This is a genomic window from Dietzia sp. UCD-THP (genome assembly GCF_000349585.1).
Taxonomy (GTDB): Bacteria; Actinomycetota; Actinomycetes; order Mycobacteriales; family Mycobacteriaceae; genus Dietzia; species Dietzia natronolimnaea_A.
The window spans coordinates 160,307-179,010 of the sequence record NZ_KB714656.1; the positions used below are offsets into that span (position 1 = coordinate 160,307).

Annotated in this window: 20 protein-coding genes and 1 pseudogene; 8 read left to right on the forward strand and 13 right to left on the reverse strand. The window is 67.8% G+C overall.

Going from position 1 to position 18,704, the window contains the following annotated elements; genetic code table 11:
- Nucleotides 1-84: 84 nt before the first annotated feature.
- From H483_RS35125 to H483_RS35135, 3 genes are read right to left on the reverse strand one after another with little or no spacing between them, the layout of a single operon-like run.
- Nucleotides 85-588 carry a thioesterase family protein gene (locus tag H483_RS35125; RefSeq protein ID WP_017838064.1) on the reverse strand — a complete coding sequence of 168 codons (504 nt, stop codon included), beginning with the start codon at nucleotides 586-588 and terminating at the stop codon, nucleotides 85-87.
- Entirely contained in the window at nucleotides 585-1,538 is a 954-nt protein-coding gene (locus H483_RS35130) for an NADPH:quinone oxidoreductase family protein (protein WP_017838065.1), read from the reverse strand. The genes H483_RS35125 and H483_RS35130 overlap by 4 nt, the downstream gene beginning before the upstream one ends.
- A gap of 11 nt (nucleotides 1,539-1,549) precedes the next feature.
- Nucleotides 1,550-2,551 carry an NADP-dependent oxidoreductase gene (locus H483_RS35135; RefSeq protein WP_017838066.1) on the reverse strand — a complete coding sequence of 334 codons (1,002 nt, stop codon included), beginning with the start codon at nucleotides 2,549-2,551 and terminating at the stop codon, nucleotides 1,550-1,552.
- 130 nt (nucleotides 2,552-2,681) lie between these two features.
- Here H483_RS35135 and H483_RS35140 point away from each other — a divergent pair, with 130 nt between their 5' ends.
- A complete protein-coding gene (locus H483_RS35140) occupies nucleotides 2,682-3,467 on the forward strand; it encodes an SDR family oxidoreductase (RefSeq protein WP_017838067.1) in 786 nt (261 codons plus the stop codon).
- A gap of 27 nt (nucleotides 3,468-3,494) precedes the next feature.
- Here the strand turns inward: H483_RS35140 and H483_RS35145 are convergent, their stop codons facing one another.
- Nucleotides 3,495-4,190: a TetR/AcrR family transcriptional regulator gene (locus H483_RS35145; RefSeq protein WP_017838068.1), complete on the reverse strand. Its 696-nt coding sequence runs from the start codon at nucleotides 4,188-4,190 to the stop codon at nucleotides 3,495-3,497.
- Between the two features lie 68 nt (nucleotides 4,191-4,258).
- On the opposite strand from H483_RS35145, the gene H483_RS35150 reads away from it, so the two are divergent.
- Nucleotides 4,259-5,518 (forward strand): sodium:proton antiporter, encoded by a 1,260-nt coding sequence (locus tag H483_RS35150; protein ID WP_017838069.1) that lies wholly within the window; start codon nucleotides 4,259-4,261, stop codon nucleotides 5,516-5,518.
- Nucleotides 5,519-5,817: 299 nt separating this feature from the next.
- Here the strand turns inward: H483_RS35150 and H483_RS38865 are convergent, their stop codons facing one another.
- From H483_RS38865 to H483_RS35165, 3 genes are all read right to left on the reverse strand, one after another.
- Nucleotides 5,818-7,290 (reverse strand): SIR2 family protein, encoded by a 1,473-nt coding sequence (locus H483_RS38865; RefSeq protein ID WP_193746901.1) that lies wholly within the window; start codon nucleotides 7,288-7,290, stop codon nucleotides 5,818-5,820.
- 150 nt (nucleotides 7,291-7,440) lie between these two features.
- Nucleotides 7,441-8,466 (reverse strand): LLM class F420-dependent oxidoreductase, encoded by a 1,026-nt coding sequence (locus H483_RS35160; protein ID WP_017838071.1) that lies wholly within the window; start codon nucleotides 8,464-8,466, stop codon nucleotides 7,441-7,443.
- Nucleotides 8,467-8,660: 194 nt separating this feature from the next.
- Nucleotides 8,661-9,338, reverse strand: a complete 678-nt coding sequence (locus tag H483_RS35165; RefSeq protein WP_017838072.1) for a DedA family protein — start codon at nucleotides 9,336-9,338, stop codon at nucleotides 8,661-8,663.
- Nucleotides 9,339-9,565: 227 nt separating this feature from the next.
- On the opposite strand from H483_RS35165, the gene H483_RS35170 reads away from it, so the two are divergent.
- The 3 genes from H483_RS35170 to H483_RS35175 all read left to right on the forward strand — a co-directional run bounded on the left by H483_RS35170 (nucleotide 9,566) and on the right by H483_RS35175 (nucleotide 12,159).
- Nucleotides 9,566-10,015 carry a siderophore-interacting protein gene (locus tag H483_RS35170; protein ID WP_081615233.1) on the forward strand — a complete coding sequence of 150 codons (450 nt, stop codon included), beginning with the start codon at nucleotides 9,566-9,568 and terminating at the stop codon, nucleotides 10,013-10,015.
- 451 nt (nucleotides 10,016-10,466) lie between these two features.
- Nucleotides 10,467-10,913 (forward strand): helix-turn-helix transcriptional regulator, encoded by a 447-nt coding sequence (locus H483_RS38270; protein ID WP_193746902.1) that lies wholly within the window; start codon nucleotides 10,467-10,469, stop codon nucleotides 10,911-10,913.
- Nucleotides 10,831-12,159 carry a type II toxin-antitoxin system HipA family toxin gene (locus tag H483_RS35175; RefSeq protein WP_238556363.1) on the forward strand — a complete coding sequence of 443 codons (1,329 nt, stop codon included), beginning with the start codon at nucleotides 10,831-10,833 and terminating at the stop codon, nucleotides 12,157-12,159. The genes H483_RS38270 and H483_RS35175 overlap by 83 nt, the downstream gene beginning before the upstream one ends.
- 82 nt (nucleotides 12,160-12,241) lie before the next feature.
- Here the strand turns inward: H483_RS35175 and H483_RS35180 are convergent, their stop codons facing one another.
- On the reverse strand, nucleotides 12,242-13,384 hold the full coding sequence (locus tag H483_RS35180; protein WP_017838076.1) for a plasmid pRiA4b ORF-3 family protein: 1,143 nt from the start codon (nucleotides 13,382-13,384) through the stop codon (nucleotides 12,242-12,244).
- A gap of 69 nt (nucleotides 13,385-13,453) precedes the next feature.
- Between H483_RS35180 and H483_RS35185 the strand changes: the two genes are divergently transcribed.
- The 3 genes from H483_RS35185 (at nucleotide 13,454) to H483_RS35195 (ending at nucleotide 15,533) form a co-directional block, all read left to right on the forward strand.
- The gene (locus H483_RS35185; RefSeq protein WP_017838077.1) at nucleotides 13,454-14,062 is read left to right on the forward strand and encodes a hypothetical protein; all 609 of its coding nucleotides are present in this window, start codon (nucleotides 13,454-13,456) and stop codon (nucleotides 14,060-14,062) included.
- A gap of 221 nt (nucleotides 14,063-14,283) precedes the next feature.
- On the forward strand, nucleotides 14,284-14,520 hold the full coding sequence (locus tag H483_RS35190; protein WP_017838078.1) for a hypothetical protein: 237 nt from the start codon (nucleotides 14,284-14,286) through the stop codon (nucleotides 14,518-14,520).
- A gap of 344 nt (nucleotides 14,521-14,864) precedes the next feature.
- Nucleotides 14,865-15,533: a DUF3800 domain-containing protein gene (locus H483_RS35195; RefSeq protein ID WP_017838079.1), complete on the forward strand. Its 669-nt coding sequence runs from the start codon at nucleotides 14,865-14,867 to the stop codon at nucleotides 15,531-15,533.
- A gap of 239 nt (nucleotides 15,534-15,772) precedes the next feature.
- On the opposite strand, the gene H483_RS40200 is transcribed toward H483_RS35195, so the two are convergent.
- The 5 genes and pseudogenes from H483_RS40200 to H483_RS40210 form a co-directional block, all read right to left on the reverse strand.
- On the reverse strand, nucleotides 15,773-16,873 hold the full coding sequence (locus H483_RS40200; protein ID WP_238556364.1) for a type IV toxin-antitoxin system AbiEi family antitoxin: 1,101 nt from the start codon (nucleotides 16,871-16,873) through the stop codon (nucleotides 15,773-15,775).
- A gap of 72 nt (nucleotides 16,874-16,945) precedes the next feature.
- Nucleotides 16,946-17,242, reverse strand: a complete 297-nt coding sequence (locus H483_RS39910; protein ID WP_017838081.1) for a heme-binding protein — start codon at nucleotides 17,240-17,242, stop codon at nucleotides 16,946-16,948.
- A 104-nt stretch (nucleotides 17,243-17,346) separates the two neighbouring features.
- A pseudogene (locus tag H483_RS40615) lies at nucleotides 17,347-17,517 on the reverse strand (heme-binding protein); the annotation flags it as partial.
- A gap of 186 nt (nucleotides 17,518-17,703) precedes the next feature.
- Nucleotides 17,704-18,099: an alpha/beta fold hydrolase gene (locus H483_RS40205; protein ID WP_238556365.1), complete on the reverse strand. Its 396-nt coding sequence runs from the start codon at nucleotides 18,097-18,099 to the stop codon at nucleotides 17,704-17,706.
- 98 nt (nucleotides 18,100-18,197) lie between these two features.
- Nucleotides 18,198-18,482, reverse strand: coding sequence for an alpha/beta fold hydrolase (locus tag H483_RS40210; RefSeq protein WP_238556366.1), 285 nt, complete (start codon nucleotides 18,480-18,482; stop codon nucleotides 18,198-18,200).
- Between the last annotated feature and the right edge of the window lie 222 nt (nucleotides 18,483-18,704).

Genomic DNA, 18,704 nt, shown 5'->3' on the forward strand with positions numbered 1-18,704 from the left:
GGGCCACCGTCCGACCCCGTCACGCACGAGAGGACCGCACCTGCAGAGCAGGTGCGGTCCTCTCATATCCGGGCCGGGGCCCGGTCAGCGACGCACACCCATGGCCCCCGAGAGCGGCAGCTGCCACCCGAGGGCCCGGTGGGCGGCCAACTCGTCGTCGATCCGCTGCGCGACGTCGGCCGGGAAGGGCGCGGCGCGACGCGTGGCCAGGTCGACGTGGCCCTCGATCACCTCGAGCGTGTTGGCGATGCGCCCGGTCGTGCGGTTGAGAACGACCGAGATGCCATGGAAGACCTTGTCCCCCCGGTCGAGCCACCGCACGTGTGCCGAGACCTCCTCGCCGATGTGGACCTCGTGGAAGAAGCGCAGGTGCTGCTCCATGCTGAAGACCCCCAGCCGCCGGCTGCTGCGGTAGTCGTCGTCGATCCCCACCCGGCGCAGCGCCTCCTCGGCGCCCCGGATGTGGAAGCCGTAGAAGTGGGCGACGTTGACGTGGCCGTTGCCGTCCTCCCACTCGCGACCGGCGACGGTGCTGCAGGCCGCCGGGATCCGGTCGATCTCCTCGACGGGGGGCAGACTCCCGCTCACGGCACCAGCACGACCTTGCCGGTGACCGTCCGGCCCTCGAGGGAACGCAACGCCGCCGCCGCGTCCCCGAGCGGGTGGGTCGCCCCGACGACGGGCCGGAGGGCCCCGCTGCGCAGGTGCGGGAGCATCGCGTCCCACTCCGTGGCGATGTGGCCGGGGCGGGACAGGGCGTAGGCACCCCAGCCGACCCCCACGACGGAGACGTTGTTGAGCAGTAGCCGGTTGACCTTGACCTCAGGGATCGAGCCGGCGGTGAAGCCGATGACGAGGAGGCGGCCGTGCTCGCGCAGACAGCGCAACGAGTCGGTGAACCGGTCGCCACCGACGGGATCGACCACGACGTCGACGCTCGCCTTGCCGACGGCCTCGAGGAAGCCGTCGGCGAGGACCACCTCGTCCGCACCCGCGGCCCGGGCGATCTCCCTCTTCTCCTGCGTGGAGACCACTCCGATGACCGTGCCCGCCCCGAACGCCCTGGCCATCTGGATGGCCGCGGTCCCGATGCCACCGGCGGCACCGTGGACGAGAACGGTCTCCCCCTCGGCGAGGTGGCCTCGCTCGATGAGCGCGAAGTAGACCGTCGCGTAGTTGAAGAGGAAGGAGGCCCCCTCCTCGAAGCCGACCTCGTCGGGCAGCACAAAGGTGAGGTCGGGGCGGGCCAGGGCCTGCTCCGCGAACCCGCCGAGCAGCGTGAGGGCGGCGACGCGGTCACCGACGGACAGGCCACTGCCCTCGGGGGCGGCGGTGACGACGCCGGCGACCTCCGCCCCCGGGACAAAGGGGAGGTCGGGTTTGACCTGGTACAGGCCGCGCGTCTGGAGCAGCTCGGGGAAGGCGACCCCGGCCGCCTTGACCTCGATGGTCACGAGGTCCTCGTGGTGGGGGTCGGGCAGGTCGACGACCTCGACGGCGCCCGGGCCGTCGAGCGAGGAGATGTGGATGGCACGCATGGTGGGTCCCTTCAGATCTTCAGGAGGAGCTTGCCCGTGTTGACCCCGTCGAAGAGGCCGAGCAGGGCGTCGGGGAAGGCGGGGACCCCGCCCTCGAGGACGGTCTCGGTCGGGACGAGGCGGCCCTCTGAGATGAGTCGGGAGATCTCGGCGACGCCCTCGGGGTAGCGGTCCGCGTAGTCGAACACGACAAAGCCCTGCATCGTCGCGCGGAAGACCAGCAGGGACATGTAGCGCCGGGGGCCCTCGGCGAGGGTCTCGTCGTTGTAGGCCGAGATGGCGCCGCAGAGGACGACTCGCGCGCCGCGGCGCAGGTTGGCCAGGGCGGCGTCGAGGAGCTCGCCGCCGACGTTGTCGAAGTAGACGTCGATCCCGTCGGGGGCGACCTTGCGGACCTGGCGCAGCAGGTCGCCGTCGCGACGGTCGATCACCTCGTCGAGACCGAGCTCACGCAGCCAGGCGACCTTGTCCGCGCCGCCGGCGACGCCGATGACCCGGGCCCCCATGGCCTTGGCCAGCTGGGCGACGGTACTGCCCACCGCGCCGGCCGCCGCGGAGACGAGGACGGTGTCGCCGGCCTGCAGCCGGCCGATGTCGATGAGACCGAAGTATGCGGTCATTCCGGGCATGCCGAGTGCGCCCAGCCAGGTACTCATCGGTGCGACGTCGAGGTCGAGTCGGGTGACCCCGTTCGTGTCCGACAGGGCGTACTCGCACACGCCGAAGGTGCCGCTGACCACGTCGCCGACGGCGAAGTCGGGATGCTCGGACGCGACCACCTCGCCGGCACCGAGTGCCCGCATCACGTCGCCGATACCGACCGGGGGGACGTAGGAGCGCACATCGTTGAGCCAGCCGCGCATCGCCGGGTCGAGCGAGACGAGGTCGACGCGCACGAGGATCTCACCGGGTCCCGGGTCGGGCACCTCGCTCGTCGTGAGGTTCCAGGTGCTCTCGTCGGTGCGGCCCTGCGGTCGGGCGGCGAGGCGGATCTCCTGCGAGTTCCGGGTCATGGGCTGCTCCTGTGCTCGATTGGATGTCCCCGCCACCCTCCCACAACATGAATCCCGGCTCAACTACTATTGAATCCGGATTCAACTACCGCTACCGTCGATCCACCACCACCCGACGCGAAGGACCTCCATGGACATCCCTGCCCTCTTCTCACTCGACGGACGCGTCGCGCTCGTGACCGGCGGCTCCCGCGGCATCGGCCGCATGATCACCGAGGGATTGCTCGCCCAGGGCGCGACCGTCTACATCACCGCACGCAAGGAGGAGGCCTGCCGGGCCACCGCCGCCGAACTGTCCACCATCCACGGTGAGGGGCGGTGCGTCGCCCTCCCCCACGACATCTCGACGACCGCCGGTATCGCGGCCCTCCTAAAGGCCTTCCGCGAGCACGAGGACCACCTCGACGTGCTCGTTAACAACGCGGGTGCGGCCTGGGGCGAGCCCTTCGACGAGTTCTCCGAGAGCGGCTGGGACAAGGTCATGGACCTCAACGTCAAGGCGCCCTTCTTCCTCACCCAGGCCGCCAAGGGCCTGCTGCTCGCCGGCCGCGAGCAGACCGGCCACCTGGCCAAGGTGATCAACATCGCCTCGATCGACGGCCTCTCGCTCAACCCAATGGAGACCTACTCGTACCACGCGAGCAAGGCCGGAATCGTCCACCTGACCAAGCGGATGGCGATGCGCCTCGCGCCCGAGGGCATCATCGTCAGCGCGATCGCGCCCGGCGCCTTCGCTTCGAGCATGAACAAGGAGGCGCGCGACCACGGCGACCAGATCACCGGGCAGATCCCCTCCGGCCGAATCGGCCGCCCCGAGGACATGGCGGGCGCCGCGGTCTACCTGGCCTCGGACGCCGGCGACTACGTCGTCGGCAGCACACTCACCGTCGACGGCGGGGTCACCATCGCCCGATGACCACGGACGGGGCTGCGCGCGGACGGATCAGTCCGCGCGCAGCTCCGGCGTCGTCAGCCCCAGGGCATTGGTCCACAGTCGGGTCGCCGTCTCGACGAGGTCGTCGACGGATTCGACGACCGCACCCCCGGTGAAGGCCTCGTAGGCCAGTCGGGCGACCATCCCGGACAGGGCCATCGCGGCCATCGAGGCATCGACACCGCGATCGGCCAGGCCCCGCTCCTGCAGGTCCGCGATGGCGCGCGCGTTGCGGGTGACGAAGGCCATCGAGCGCGCATTGCGCAGGTCGCGGAAGCGTGGGTCGAGCGCCGCCACCTGCTGGAGGAGCATGTTGAGGCGGGCATTGCGACGGTAGGCCTCGAAGTAGGCGCGGTTGCTCGCCGCGATAATGGCGACGGGGTCATCGCTCGCCTCGATACGGCCCGTACCGGGGTGAAGCATATCGCTCTGCGCCTGGTAGAGGACCGCGGCGAAGACCTCGTCCTTGCTGTCGAACCAGGTGTAGAAGCTGCCGATCGAGCATTTGGCCTCGGCGGCGATGTCGATGAGCCGGGAGTCCACGTACCCGTCACGCTCGAAGACCGTGCGGGCCGCCGCGATGAGCGCCTCCCGCGTTCGCCGACCCCGTGCCGTCTGCGGCTGCGGCTGGCTGCCCAGACGTGCGGCGTCGACGAGGTCGGGGGCCTCCGTATTGGTATCGCTGTCGCCGGGCATGTCGAACATGCTAGCGGGTGTGTCTGTTGATTCGTCTGCGGTGGCGCAGGTGACCTGAGGGCGACCACACTCACTGCGTGCCCAATACCGACCTGATGTACGCGGTCATCGGCGCGGCCCTGCTCATCGGGTCGTTCCTTCCGCGCCTGCTCCGCGAGCGGGTGCTGTCCGCACCGATCGTGGTGGTGGGCGTGGGCATGCTCATCGGCTGGCTGATGCCAAACGAGTCGCAGCTCGTCGACGTGATCGAGCACGCCGAGCTGGCTGAGCGGATGGCCGAGGTCACCGTGATCGTGGCGCTCTTCGGCGTGGGCCTCGCGCTGGATCGGCCGCTGAGCCTGCGCGGGTGGACCACCACGTGGCGGCTGCTGGCGATCGGCATGCCCCTGTCCATCGCGGGAGTGGCGGTACTGGGGTGGTGGGTACTGGGGCTCACCCCCGCGGTCGCCGTGCTGCTGGGGGCGGTGCTCGCCCCGACCGACCCGGTCCTGGCCTCCGACGTGCAGGTTGAGGGTCCGAGTTCCGGGGAGGAGGTCGACGACGAGCACGACGAGGCCCGCTTCGCCCTGACCTCCGAGGCCGGGCTGAACGACGCCCTCGCGTTCCCGTTTGTGTACCTCGCCATCTACCTGGCGACCAAGGGGGATCCCGGCGAGTGGCTCCTGGGCTGGCTGGCGTGGGACCTCGTGGGCAAGACGGTCATCGGCGCGGTGGTGGGCTATCTCCTCGGCCGGCTCATCGGCGCCGCGGTCTACCGGGTGCGGGTGGGAGACCACCGACTCGTGGGATTCGCCGAACCCGCCGCCGCCGTGGCCACGCTCCTGCTGGCCTACGGCCTCGGCGAGTTGCTGGGCGGCTGGGGCTTCCTCGCCGTGTTCTGCGCGGCGCTCGGGGTCCGCGCGTCCGAGCGTGACGACGAGAAGCACGAGCACTTTCACGAGTTCGTGCAGTACACCGAGCACTTGCTCACCTTGCTGGTTCTTCTAGTGATCGGCGCCTCGTTCATCTCCGATGCGGTCGGCCGCCTGGAGTGGACCCACGTGGCGGTTGCTGCCGGCGTCCTGCTGGTGGTCCGCCCGATCGCCGCCTGGGTCTCGCTCCTGGGAGACCGCAAACTCCGCCGCGACGAGCGGATGGTGGTGTCGGTGTTCGGCGTCCGCGGCGTGGGCTCGCTGTTCTACCTCTGCTACGCGATGGGCTTCTTCCCCAAGGAGGACGGTTGGTCCCTGTGGCCGGCGGTGTCGCTGGTCATCATCGCCTCCCTGGTGCTCCACGGGGCGAGCGCGTCCCAGGTCATGCGGGCGCTGGACCGCCGGAGGTCCCGGGCGGGGAGCTAAGCGCCGAAAAGCGCACGGCACTAAGGGCAATGATCGAATCGAGGGTCGGCCGCGGAGTCACCCCGGGCGCTCGGGCCGAGAGCCAAGGACCTTTCGCCCAGCCTGTACGGGCTGTGTATCAGGTTGTCGGCGACGGACGGGCGCCCTCGCTCAGTTGGTCTTGCTCCTCGGCTCGGGCTTCGCGGTCGTCGACGTTCTGCCCGTAACGTAACGGCCGGTGCTCACGCTACGCCCGTGGCTACTGCTCACTCGATAGGTTCCGGCCGCGATCTTGTTGACTGCAATTTTCTGTGTCGACTTCATGTGGTCTCCTCGTCAGGCTTCGAGTCTACGTCTAGTGATGGATCCAATTGGCTGGGAACGTTCGCGATCTCTGACAGTCTCTCGGACCATTCGTTGGAAAGTTCCTGCAGTACTTCGACCCAGAGATTTGGGTCGGTCTCGTCCAGCGGGACTCCAACAGCGGACGACAACACCGCCATAGTGACGGGTGGGTACTCCCCTACCTGTACCGATACCGGGGCTGCCACCACTGAACGCCACCGCCCGGTTGTGGAGATGCCCTCCGGGTCCCTGGCGATGATCGCACCATAGGTGAGAGCGAGACTGGCGACCCACGGACTGTCATATGCGGCTGCCACCCGGCGCAAGTCGTCTCGAGTTCTGTAGCAGCGATCTGGGGATGCCCACCGAACTAGACCGCCGTTCCCGTCGGCAAGCCACAAGGTCAGGTTTGCGTCACGTCCGAGCGCGTCCCTCAGCGCTTCACGTCCAGTTGCCAGAGCCTCAGAGTGAGCAGTTTGCCAAGTGTCGAATGCACCGTGGATCGGGCGCCAAAGCGCCTCAACCCTCAAGCTCGGAGACGCGTAGTCGGAGCGCCTAAGGTACGGAAGCTCCTTCACCGCCTGGGCGATCTCCCCGTAATCGTCGAACATCACGGCAGTTACTCCAATCGCTCGCCACTGGTTCTCGATTGCCACGCTGACTGCGGTCAACTCCCCCGGAGTTAGCTGCAATCCTTCACGAGCCATGGCGGCGACAACCATCGGGGCGAAGCCATCCGCGATGATTTCGTGCAACCACTTCCTGATGTCGACGTCTCTGAACGAAGTCCCAGCGAGAATCAGCGGACCCTGCTGGAGCGCAGAGTACATTTCCGTTGCCTGCCATGTGTTTGGCCGACCAGCGAGCACGGAGAAATCATTGAGGGTAAGTATCGGGCTCTCCCAGACGTCCTCAGTGTCGCCCACCAGTCCATGTAGATGGTGGACCAGAAAACCTCCTTCCGCGTCTGGGGGTGCAGCTCGGGCACGAGGTTGAACCGGTAGGTCCCTCTGATTCTCACCGAGACTTGTGAACAGGGCGCCCTCGAGCAAGAGGTCAAAATTGGTAGTGAAGAGCCTCAGCCCTGACGGCTGGTAGTGGAGCGCCAATGACGCTGCCGCATAGTGAAGGTCTGTCGGATCCGCCAGCGGCGCACCATCCGTGCCTTCTCCATACAACGATTGCCGAACAAGGGTGCGCCACTCGGGGTCGTCGCAGCGCGCCGCCTCCGCGGCGAGCATCGGGTCCTGCGTTCGGACGAACCCCCGCGCATCGTCTTCTTGCGCGACAACCCCACTTCTGACGAGAAGTCGAACGACGAGTTCCTCCCAATCTGGGAGTCCCGCCGGGACTGAAGCCCCTGCACCCAAAAGCAGCGAGATCGCGGTCGAGTCGGCAGCTGAAGCGAAAGCAGCGAGCTTCACCGCATCCAGGTCAGCAGCGACCATGCAGCGCCCCCATCCGCGTCGATCTGGAACTTCCATCGACACCCTAGGCGCAGACTCCGACAACCCACCTTTCGAACTGGTTCATAGGCGACCTCTCTGTCCCGCAACGCACGCTTTCTCCAGCGAAGAGAGGGACCTAATCCGCTCCCCCTACAGCTGCCGCGCGACCTCCGAGGCCACGAGCTCCAGGTGATCGAGATCGGACATGTCCAGAACCTGCAGGTAAATGCGCCGGGCACCGATCGCCGAGTACCGGCCGATGGTGTCGACCACCTGATCCGGGGTTCCGGCCGCGCCGTTGGCCCGCAGTTCCTCCGGATCCCGGCCGATGGCGCCGGCCCGGCGGGCGAGCTCCGCCTCGTCGCGGCCGCAGCACAGGACCAGGGCCGCTGAGCGCACGATCTCCCCCGGCGCCCGGCCGCGCTCAGCGCACGCCTCGTCGACGCGGCGATACTGGGTGGCCACGGTGTCGACGTCGGCAAAGGGCACGTTGAACTCGTCGGCGAACCGGGCGGCCAGTGCGGGGGTGCGACGCTTGCCGAAGCCCCCGACGATGACCGGCGGTCGCTGCTGCAGCGGCTTGGGCAGGCCGGGAGAGTCCACTAGATCGATTCGCTTGCCGCGCACGGTGACCGTCTCGCCCTCAGGCGTCGACCACAGGGTCTCCAGTGCGCCGAGGGTGTCCTCGAGCATGTCGAATCGCTCGCCGATGGGCGGGAAGGGGATCCCGTACGCGGTGTGTTCGTCGTCGTACCACCCGGCGCCCAGGCCGATGTCCAGGCGTCCCCCGGACATCTGGTCGACCTGCGCGAGGGAGATCGCCAGCGGGCCGAGGTGCCGGAACGTCACCGAGGTCAGCAGGGTGCCGAGCCGGATGGTGCTGGTCTCCCGGGCCAGGCCGGCCAGGGTGAGCCAGGCGTCGGTGGGTCCGGGCAGGCCGCTGACGTCGCCCATCTTGAGGTAGTGGTCCGAGCGGAAGAACGCCTCGTAGCCCAGCTCCTCTGCCGCGCGGGCGACCGCGAGCTGATCAGCGTAGGTGGCACCCTGCTGGGGTTCGACAAAGACGCGCAGCCCGACCTTTTCGTCAGACGCGCGGTCAGTGGTGGCGCTGGACGCGGTGGCGGAGCTGGGCACCGTGGTGGCGCCGGGCGCGGGCTGGCTGGAGTCGGCTGGCATGACGTCCAGAATGCCTCCGCTTGATCAGGCGTGCCAGTGTGACCGGCCCATGCGCGTCCCAACCGGGGCTGCACGAAACGAACGACGACGACAAAGCCATCGCAGGGTCACTCTTGATCGCGTTCTCCCAGGTCGGGTGTTGGCGAATCCGTCACATTCGACCACTCGACGAGTGGGCGGGAGAACACCGGCGCTCACTGCACGCTCACAGCGCGCTGGCGCTCGATCAGCCGCCGTACGCGCTTGACCACAAACCAGACCACCAGGATCGCGATGACCACCAACACCGCGTTGGACAGCACCCCGCTCCACCGCTCCAGCGCGGGCTTGATCGCCGGGCCGAACGCGAACCCCGCGCCGATCCAGATGGCGTTCCACACCCCTGATCCGATGAGCGTGTACGCCGTGAAGTGCGTGACAGGCATCCGGTTGATCCCGGCGGGTATCGAGACGAACGAGCGCACCAGGGGGACGCAGCGCCCCAGCAGCACGGCCACTCCGCCCCACCGCTGGAAAAAGGCCTCCGATTTGTCGAAGTCCTCGTAGTCGAGCAGCGGGATCCTGCCCACCAGGCGCCTCGTGCGATCGCGTCCGAGCGCGGCCCCGACGGCGTACCAGATCCAGGCGCCGAGCAGCGCGCCCGCCGTGGCCGCGGCCCAGGCGAGGGAGAAGCTCATCCGCCCCTCGTAGGCGAGGAACCCCGCCCCGGGCAGGACCGCCTCGGACGGGATCGGTGGCAGGAACGTCTCGAGCAGGATCGCCATGCCCACGCCGAGCTCGCCCAGCGTCTCCATCAGGTTCAGGACCCATCCGATGAACCCGCTGTACTCGGCCGAGGGTTCGACCGGCGGTGCCGCGGCAAGGGTGATCACATCGATGTCCGTTTCTCCCACGCTCGGGGCCCGCCGAGCGTCTCTGGTCGCGGGGCCGGGTGTCCACGGCCCGGTCGCGGTGCAGCGCATGCCCGGCAACCATTGGAGGATACCGGTTCAGAACCCCGGGTTGGCTGAGAGATTTCCTGTCGTGAACGGCCGAGCGGGCCGGCCGGCGTGGGAGTGGTGCGGCGAGACCACTCGCTCAACAGTGATCGCAGCTACTACTGCACCCGTCCCTTTGGCCGGCACACGCGGCCGTCGCTGCCTTCGCCGCGGATCTGGTGCGCGTGACGCTCGACGGCGATCAGCTCGGGGAGTTCACCGCCGCCACCGAGGACTCCGCGCCGGCGGCGTACAGCGAGGGTTTCGACGACGTGGTGTTCTTCTGCCTTCCCGATCCCGCCACCGGCGAGGTCCACCTCCCCGTGGCCGCGCCGGGCGGCGGTCTGGCGCACCCGCCGGGCGGCGCCGCGCTGGTCCGGGAGTACACGGTGCGCTCACTGCGCGACGGTGCGCTGTGCGTGGACCTGGTCCGGCACGCCTCGGGCGCGGGCGCGCACTGGCTGGAGGGTCCGGCCAGGCGGCGCTACCCAGACCGTCCTGCCCGCGGTCTGCCCGCCGGCGCCGACCGCATTAAGTTCACCGGCAACTGGCGCCTCGGCGGGCCGCTGTAGCTCCTGAGCCGCTCCCCGGCCCGCGTTGGGAAGCGGCGACGATGACGAGGCTCACCCTTTGCCCGGACCGACCCGCGGCCGCCGGGTGGCGCGGAACCGGCCGGGCCATCTCGAACTCGGCGGGCCGCCGCTGCGCATCTGGGTGAATCTTCCGCGGCGGGGCGACGGCTCCACCGGCGAGAGCCCCATCCGCGAGGCGACGAACGACGTCATCGTCTAAGTGACTCACCGGCCGCACGCTGTCGTAACGCGCACAGTTCGGCCTGTGGTTGCGCGCCTGAAAGCGACGACGACAAGGCTCTCCCCGATACCCGGACAGGGTGCTTGACGACCGCAAAGTTCGAAATAGCGCACACACTACCTTGTGCTCGGTAAACCGAACACCTAGGCTGCGTTCGATACAACGAACCTCAGGAGCGTCATGGCAACGTTCGCCGCTAGGGCCCGGACTGTGACCGACATCGCTACGTCGGTCAGGGACGCCCGTCTCGCCGCCGGTATGAGCCAGGCCGACCTCGCAGCGGCAGCCCATCTCACACGCTCCTGGGTGAGCCTCTTCGAGAGCGGGCGCGCTCCCAATGCGTCACTGAGCAAGGTGCTCGCGATGATGGATGTTCTGGACGTCACGATCCGGCTGGCGTATCCCGTACCGGACTCGGACACGCCCCCCGCCGAGTCGGCCCGCCACCCGCGGCACCTGCCCGAGGCGGTCGATGCAGTCGAGGCGATGGAGGCACCCGAAGCAGTCGACACACCGGCGGACGATTTTGAAGTCCTGACTTCCGCAAAAGTGGCCCCCCCTGGCGAAGTAGCGCTTGCCGCTGCACGCGCCATCCGGGCGGCCCACCGTGCACGCGACGTCGCAGATGACATCACTCAGCGGTCTTCCGATGCCTGACAAGGAACTCGCGGTCCTACTGTCTGGACAGAGACTGGGGACGTTGACGGAGGACCGTCATGGCAAGCACTCGTTCTCCTACGACCTCGACGGCCCCGAACGGAATCTCTCGCTCTCCATGCCCAGACGCCGTCAGGCCTGGGGCCCCGATCGGGTCGAGCCCTTCCTCGACGGACTGTTGCCCGACAACCAGGCCGCGCGGGTCCAGATCGCCCGCCATCACGGGGCCGTCGCAGGCAACACGTTTTCCCTCCTCACCGCTGTCGGTCGCGATTGCGCCGGCGCTGTTCAGTTCCTCCGCCCCGATGCGATGGATGAACTCGACGAGGGGGTCCTCGTACCGATATCTGACGCCGACATCAGCAGGAGACTTCGCGAGCTGATCTCGAGCAGACAGGCATCCTGGCAGGCCCGCGGCGAGCATTGGTCGCTCGCAGGAGCTCAGGAGAAGGTCGCTCTCCACCGACGAGCAGACCAGTGGTACCAGGCGACCGGCGCGATCCCCACTACGCACATCATCAAGCCCGGTGTTACCGATCTCCCCTGCCAGGCGTACAACGAAGTCCTGTGTCTGCAAGCCGTCCGAACAATCGGTTTGCCGACGGCCGCCACGAACTATGTCGATTTCGCTGGCACTCCCGCTGTGATCAGCCGACGGTGGGACCGCCATGTCGCCGTTGATGGAACCGTGACCCGTGTCCATCAGGAGGACCTCTGCCAAGCTCTCGCAGTTCATCCGTCGCGCAAGTACCAGGCCGATGGAGGCCCATCCCCCGGCGATGTCATCTCCTTCTTGCGGGCGCTCCGCCTCGAGGAAGACGTCTGGCTTTTCGTTCGAGCGCTTGCGATCAACTTTCTGCTCGGCGCCACCGACGCCCATGCCAAGAATTACGCGATTCTTCACGCCGATGATTCCCCACCCCGGCTCGCACCGCTCTATGACATCGCGTCGATCTACCCGTACTCACCACAACGGAGTCAGCGCAGACTCGCCATGAAGATCGGGAGTCGGTACGCCTACGACGAGATCACCCTCCGCCACTGGATCACCTTTGCGGAGACCAACGACCTCGATCCGAGCGTGCTCACCGCCCAGATCTACCTCGACGCCGATGAGCTGCCCGGGGCACTCCGATCCGCCATCGAGCTGCACCCCCCGCGCACTGACGACGAACACCGGTTGGCAGACACGCTTATGGCCGAGGTCGAGGCCCAGTGTCGACGGGTTCTGGCCTGGTTCGGTTGAGTGAACCGAACTGGGGCGACGGCGACGAGGTCCGCCACCCGCCCCCGGCCCGCATAAACCCGGCCGCGCGGAACCGGCCGGGTCAGAACCAGTCGAGCGGGGTGCCGTAGAGCCGATCGTGCGGCAAGCTGCGAGCGATCAGCTCGGTGAGGGCCTGGTGGTCGTTCTTCAACGCGGTACCGCGGCGGGTCGGCCGGAGCTCGCCCTTGTACTTACGCACCAGCCCCAGCGCGCGGGCCCAGTCCCTCAGCTGCCAGATCGGGAACGTCAGGTCTTCGCGATTGTTCTTCCCGATCCACGTGCGGTCCCAGCCGGTGTCGGCCATGAGTTGCTCGACCATCGTCGGCGGCAGGTACCCGGCCGCGGTGAGCTTGACCCCGTCGCCGACCCGTTCGAGCAGGATCTGCAGCTTCGCGGCCTCGTCCCGCTGGACTTCCCTGAGAGTGGCTGGCGTGTCGACGATTCCGACCACTCGCCGCTGAACGTCCTCGAGGTCGAATTCTTCCGCGTCCCAGCCGGCCCAGAACTCGAGTACCTCCGGGCCCCAGCCATCCGAGTCGAACTCTTCGCCGCCGGCGATCCACTCGTTATATGACCAGATCCCCCCGCAGTCCTCCGGAGGGCATGCCCGGCGACCTGCCACCACCGTCGCATCCGGGATCTCGTCGTCGTCGTCGGGCTCCAGGACCTTCTCCACGGTGACGCGATGCCACCAACTGTCACCGAAGTCGTACAGGTACAGGAACCTATCGCCCACGCTGTGCGCCAGCTCGTCGAGCCGTACGTCAGCCTCGTCGAGTTCGCCCATCTCCCCGGCGTCGGGGTAGTCCATGGAGGCGAAGTGCTCGGCGTCGCGGTCCCGGCGCGAGGATGCGTGGACGAACTCGTGCAGGTGACTGTTCGTCCAGCCCATGGCTTCCTGCAGGATCAGGTGAAGGCGCGGCAACATGAGGTCGCTGCGCAGGTCCAGGCGTCGCCAGATGGGCGGGGACGAGTCCTGCAGCTCGACCTTGACACGGTAGATCACCGGTGTCTCGCGCCTCGGGTGTCGCCGGTTGACGGCCGGGCGGTCCCACGGCGACTGGTAGTCGGCTCCAGCTGCGAGGGAGGCCATCAGCTCGGTCTGCGGGACTCCCGCGCTCGCCAATGCGTCGAGAACCGCGTGCTTCAACTCGTCTGCGGTGAGGTCGCCTGGTCCGTAGGGGCGATCTGTCGAAGGCGTCACCTCACCGACGATACGAGATGCGAGTGGCGTGCTGGGACGCCCCCGTTCGGGAAAGTAGTCTCAGCCGCCATGGACACCGACGAGCCCGGGCTGTTCGACCTACCCGAGTCCGCGCCTGAGCCCACCCCGCAGCCCTCGCCTGCGCGGCCCCGTCCCGGCAGGAACCGCGAGACATGGTCCTGCACTGTGTCCGCGGAGGTCGCCATCGTCGATGCGGCGGCGGTGACGGCGGCACTGGCCCAGTACCGTGAGGACACGGTGGTGGTCGATGCGTTCTCCGGTGCGGTGATCGAGGACCCGGCGAGTGAGGAGGCGGGGCCCGATCCCACCCTGCCGCCGCTGCCTCAACTGAACTGGCTGATCTGGCCTACGGGCGGTGTGGAGGAACTCCTCGAAGAGGGCGCGTTCCGGGTTCTCGATGTTGAGAGCGCTGTGACCACCGAGATCTACGACCGGGGGACGATCACGTGGACGGTCACGGTCAAGCTCACCGACGTCCAGCTCCTGCGTCGCGTCGCCACGCGAGCCCACCCCGCCGACGCCGACCTTATCGCGAGCAGTCTGGCGGTCGCCTGGCTGCGCGCTGCCGACTCGTTCGCTCCCCTGCGTTCGATCCCCGGGATCTCGTGGCGGCCGGTGTCCGTCGACATCGCTCACGTGCCAGCGCGAAAGCGATGACGACGGCCGCCGCTCCCGCGCTCCGCGCACCGAGCCCCCAACCACCGGGCGGATCCCGCCGAGTGGACGATCCCGCTCGATCCGGGGCGCTCGCCCCCAACGCGGGGCGATCGGGCGGAGGCCAGGACGGTCAGCACGCGGGTCGAGCGACGTGCGGTAGTTGCGCGGAGTGGCGGGGTCCCTTGTGCAGGCCCACGGCGCCGGTGTGGCGGAGAGCCGAGGTGATCTGCCTGCCGGGTGTCGTCCCGGCGCTCAACTGCGGGACCTCCGAAAGGGACGTGCTCGCCTCGACGATGCGCCCACTCGCCCATGTCGACCTCCCGATGATCGGCAGTCCACCATTGCGCATCTGGGTGGACCTTCCGCGGTGGGGCGACGGCTCCACCGGCGAGGGCCCGATCCCCGAGCTGACAAGTAACGTGATCGCCTGGTGGCTCACCGGACCCGCTCCGTCTTAACGCTCACTGTCCGACGTGGACTGCGGTCTTGAGGGCGACGACGACAAGGCCCACGACCGCCGAGAGCGGACCGCCACTTCCCGCCATTCGAACCGACCGGCATAGACCAACTCGTGCGGCGCGACGTAGAGCTGGTCCACGCTATTCACCCACCGCGCCCTCAACTCGTCACAGTGGCCTACAAGGCTGTGACTTGCTGGGGAGTGCCTGTGGATTAACAGCTGAATATTCGCGCTGACCTGCCTTTATGTCATCTGCGGGTAATGGCGCTTAGTGAGTTTCCCGCCCGAGGAGTGTCCTCTCGATGTGCTTCCATAGGTGGCAGTCGAGAGAAAGGCCCCTTCGTGGCGATCAAGTATCTGTTCGCAGATGAGAGTGGCGACCTCCAGTTCCTCCGCAATGGGAAGGCATCCAGGTACTTCGCGGTTGGCACGCTGTGCGCCGACGAAGAACAGGTGTGGGCGCTCCGGACGCGCCTCATGCGGCTCCGGGACGAACTGGCCTGGAAGGCCCAGGGTTTGGATTCGTGTTTCCACGCCTCTCCGGACGCCCAGGTCGTGCGAGACGCGGTGTTCGACGCCTTGGTGGAACTTGAGTTCCGGTTCGACATCACTCTGTTGGAGAAGTCCAAGGCCCAGCCCTCGATCCGCCCAACCGAACCGAAGTTCTACCAGTGCGCCTGGTTTTTTCATCTCAGTCGGGCCGCCCCTCAGTTGTTCCACCAGGGCGATTCCATCCAGGTCGTCGCCGCTCAGATGGGAACCAGGAAGACCCGGGCTGCGTTCAGGGGCGCCGTGGACGATGTCATGGCCCAGTGTCTGCCCTTCCGCGCCAAGCGAGTATTGGCATTCTGGCGGGATGAGTCCGACTTCGGTCTCCAGGCTGCGGACTACTGCACCTGGGCGGTCACACGGAAGTGGGAGACCGGCGACGACCGGGCTCACAGACTGATCCGGAGCAAGATCAGGATCGAGAGTGACTACTTCGGGTACGGCACCGAGCACTACTACTGACGCACGAAACCCCAACCAACTAGGGATCATTCCCGAAGCCCAGGGGCTCTTTCGTCGATTGGGGTCGCACTGAAAATGTACCACCGTGTCAAGCAACTTGACAGCCTTAAAGCGTGTCGAGGTCATGACGGGCGGCCCTCCATGCCGGTCTCGCAATCAGCCCGTCGACTGCGGCCTGCTCGGACAACGCCTCGGCCGCGTCCAGAAGCGCAGACCGGGCACTGACGAGCAGATCGCCACTACCCCCTCCAGGACTGTTCATGTGCCCCCATCCATTTGATCAACTCGTTCGCCTCTGCGGGTGCCCGGCCCGGCCCGGTCATGAGGTCCACAGCCACCTGGGCCGGGCGGGCGACCGTGAGCCCTTTCAACGCGGTCATGGCGCGTTCCATGACGACGGGGTAAGTGGGTTCGATCAGCAGCACGTTCGCTCCCGCTTCGGTCGCGCGCAAGCCCCAGTTCGCCGCTGCACGTTCGACGTTTCGGACGTACACCATCGCCGACCTGGCTGGCGCGTAGGCAGCCCACGCTGCTGCTGCGACGGACCCGGTCAGCGCGTAGTCGACGTCCTCTTCCTCGCGCACCGTATCGAGAAGGTCCGACAGGCCCCGGGGAGCGATCCAATGGGACACGGCATTGGACCGGAGTAACTGATAGTCGTCGCTCCATCTGCGCAGAAGAGCTGCCCAATCGGACACCAGGAATCGCCGGTCAGGCAGCCGCTGCGCAAGTCCCTGATCTTCGAGAAACTGCATCACACGGTATACCGACCCCACCGAGGCCTTGGCGACGTCGGCGAGTTCCCGCACACGCCATGGCCCGGGAAGATCGAGTAGCGCTCTAACTACCTTCGCCGCGGGTTCTCCCTTGAGGGTGCCCCTCGGGCGCCCTGGCCCCCGCCAGGGATCTCTTTCGGCACCACGATCCGAGACGAAGAGTGCGGGAACGGGGGATGAAACCCTCATATTGCCGGTCGCATCGATATATGAAATGCCAGCCGCGTCGAGCCGCGCACGGTCGGCGGGCGCGAGATAGCGAGTCAAGACCAGGCACCCACTGTCCGGCACCTGGGCCATAGTGTCGCCGCACCTCTTCCGAAGCGCAGGTATGTCGCGAGCTACGACGGCGCTCTTGACGGTGACACAGAATGTTGCGGCACTCCCATCGGGAGCCTTGGCGACAATCAGAGAATCTGCGCCGCCAGATGTCGACGATGTAGCGCCCTGCCTGGTATCGATCTTCCACTCCGGCGGGAGTCTCTCGCGAAGTGCCTGGGACGCGGCATCGACGAGTTCCGCCTCCGAAGGGGGTCTCGAATCTATCGTCTTGCCGTTTATCATGTTCGGATAATAGCGCCGTTCCGCAGCCAACGGAAGCGGACAATTTGCCGAACACCGCCAGCGCGACGCGAGTCAGCCGCCTTCGTGCCACACCACGTCCTGCACCACCTCGTTGCGCCGCAGGAACCACGGCGTGAAGGGCGGGTCGAATCGGGCGTACCTGGGCGGCCCGGTGGCGACCAGCCCGGCCCGGGCGATCGCGGCCTCGAGGTCGGCCAGGTGACGTCGATAGGCCGACTCGCTCCACCGTCCCGAGTAGCGCACTGCTGCGGCGACACGGTCGGGCACCTGCTTGACCCGCACCCGAGGATCGGTGGGCACCGGCGCGGTCGCGGCGGTGAGCGAGGCGGGCAGGACAAAGGCGACCACGTGCTCCCGCCGTCGGCCTCGGTCTGGACCACGGGCGCGGTCATGGCGACCTTCTCGGAGCCGGAGGCCTCCTGGACGACCGGTGCCGTCATGGCGATGGACCCGGCGGACTCATCGTGACCGGTGATGCACCGGAACAGCGCGCTGAATGCCTGGTTGCCGGCACTGCTGAACGACCCGCCGACGGACACCTCCGCCACGACATGGGAGGGGCACCGCCGCAGCTCGAACTCCGGGTGATGCTCGAGCACCTCGTAGGGCTGCTGCTCGGTCATGAATCGACGGTACGCGCGCGAGCGGCCAGTGGCGGCGCCGCGCGTCCAGTCACCGGAGACTGCCAGGCGGGCATGCCACTGGGCGACGTGGTGCGGGTGGAAGATCGCGACGACGACGATGACGACGACGAGGCGCACCTCCACCCGCCCGACCCGCGGCCGCCGGGTGGCGCGGAATCGGCCGGGTCAGCCCGAGAGTCCGCGAAGCCAGTCGACGATCGCGCCGGCCAACTCGTCCGGGGCCTCCACCGGCAGCATGTGTCCGGTCTCCGGGATCTCGACGTAGGTCACGGGCCCACCCGCGTCACCGTTCGCACCAGCACCGGCGCCGGCGTCGTCCGCCCCAGCACCAGCCCTATTCGCCTCAGCCCACCGCCGCTGCTCCTCGGTGGGCACCACCTGGTCGTTCGACGCGCCCACGATCAGCACCGGGACACCGGCCCGCGCGGGGGACTCGCTGCGATCGGGCCGCGCGCCGATCGCCACCGAATGGGCGGCGAACCGCTCGAGCCCGTACGCCTGTGCCGCGCGCAGCCGCTCGGCCCGGACCTCGGGATCGTGGCCGCGGTCGCCGTAGTACACCGCCTCCATTCCGTCGAGCGCGATCTCCTCGTACGCCTTCGGGCTCAGTCCCGCGGCGCGGTCGGCCCGCGCCTTCGCCGACTCCGGGTCCTCCGCGCCTACCGGGGCGGTGACCAGGACGAGTCCGCCAGCAACGATGGGTGCCGCTCGGCCAGATGCATCGCCACCACGCCGCCGAGCGAATGCCCCACGACGACGCTGCCGGGCGCAACCCGGCCCGCCACCTCGTCGACGAGCGCATCGAGGTCGGCCACGGCCGGAAGGTCCAGCGGCGTGGCGTGGACGCCGTCCGGCAGTGCACGCATCACCGGCGCCCACGTCTGCGCGTCACCGTGGAGGCCGGGAGAAAGACAATGTCCGTCGTGGGGACCGCCCCTACTCACGATTACTGCGGGCTCCCGGGGCCCAAGACACAGGAGGAAACACGAGAGGAACGATGACGACGACAACTTCGTCCCCCTCCCGCCAAGCCCGCCGCCCAAGTTCCCCAAGGACGAGGACGGCTACTCCTGGCATGCGTCGGCAGTATTACCGGTTTCGCACGGGTCGGCTTCAGTGGCTTCGCCAGCCCCTGGTTCGACAGGCGGCTCGGCAGGAGGCTCGAC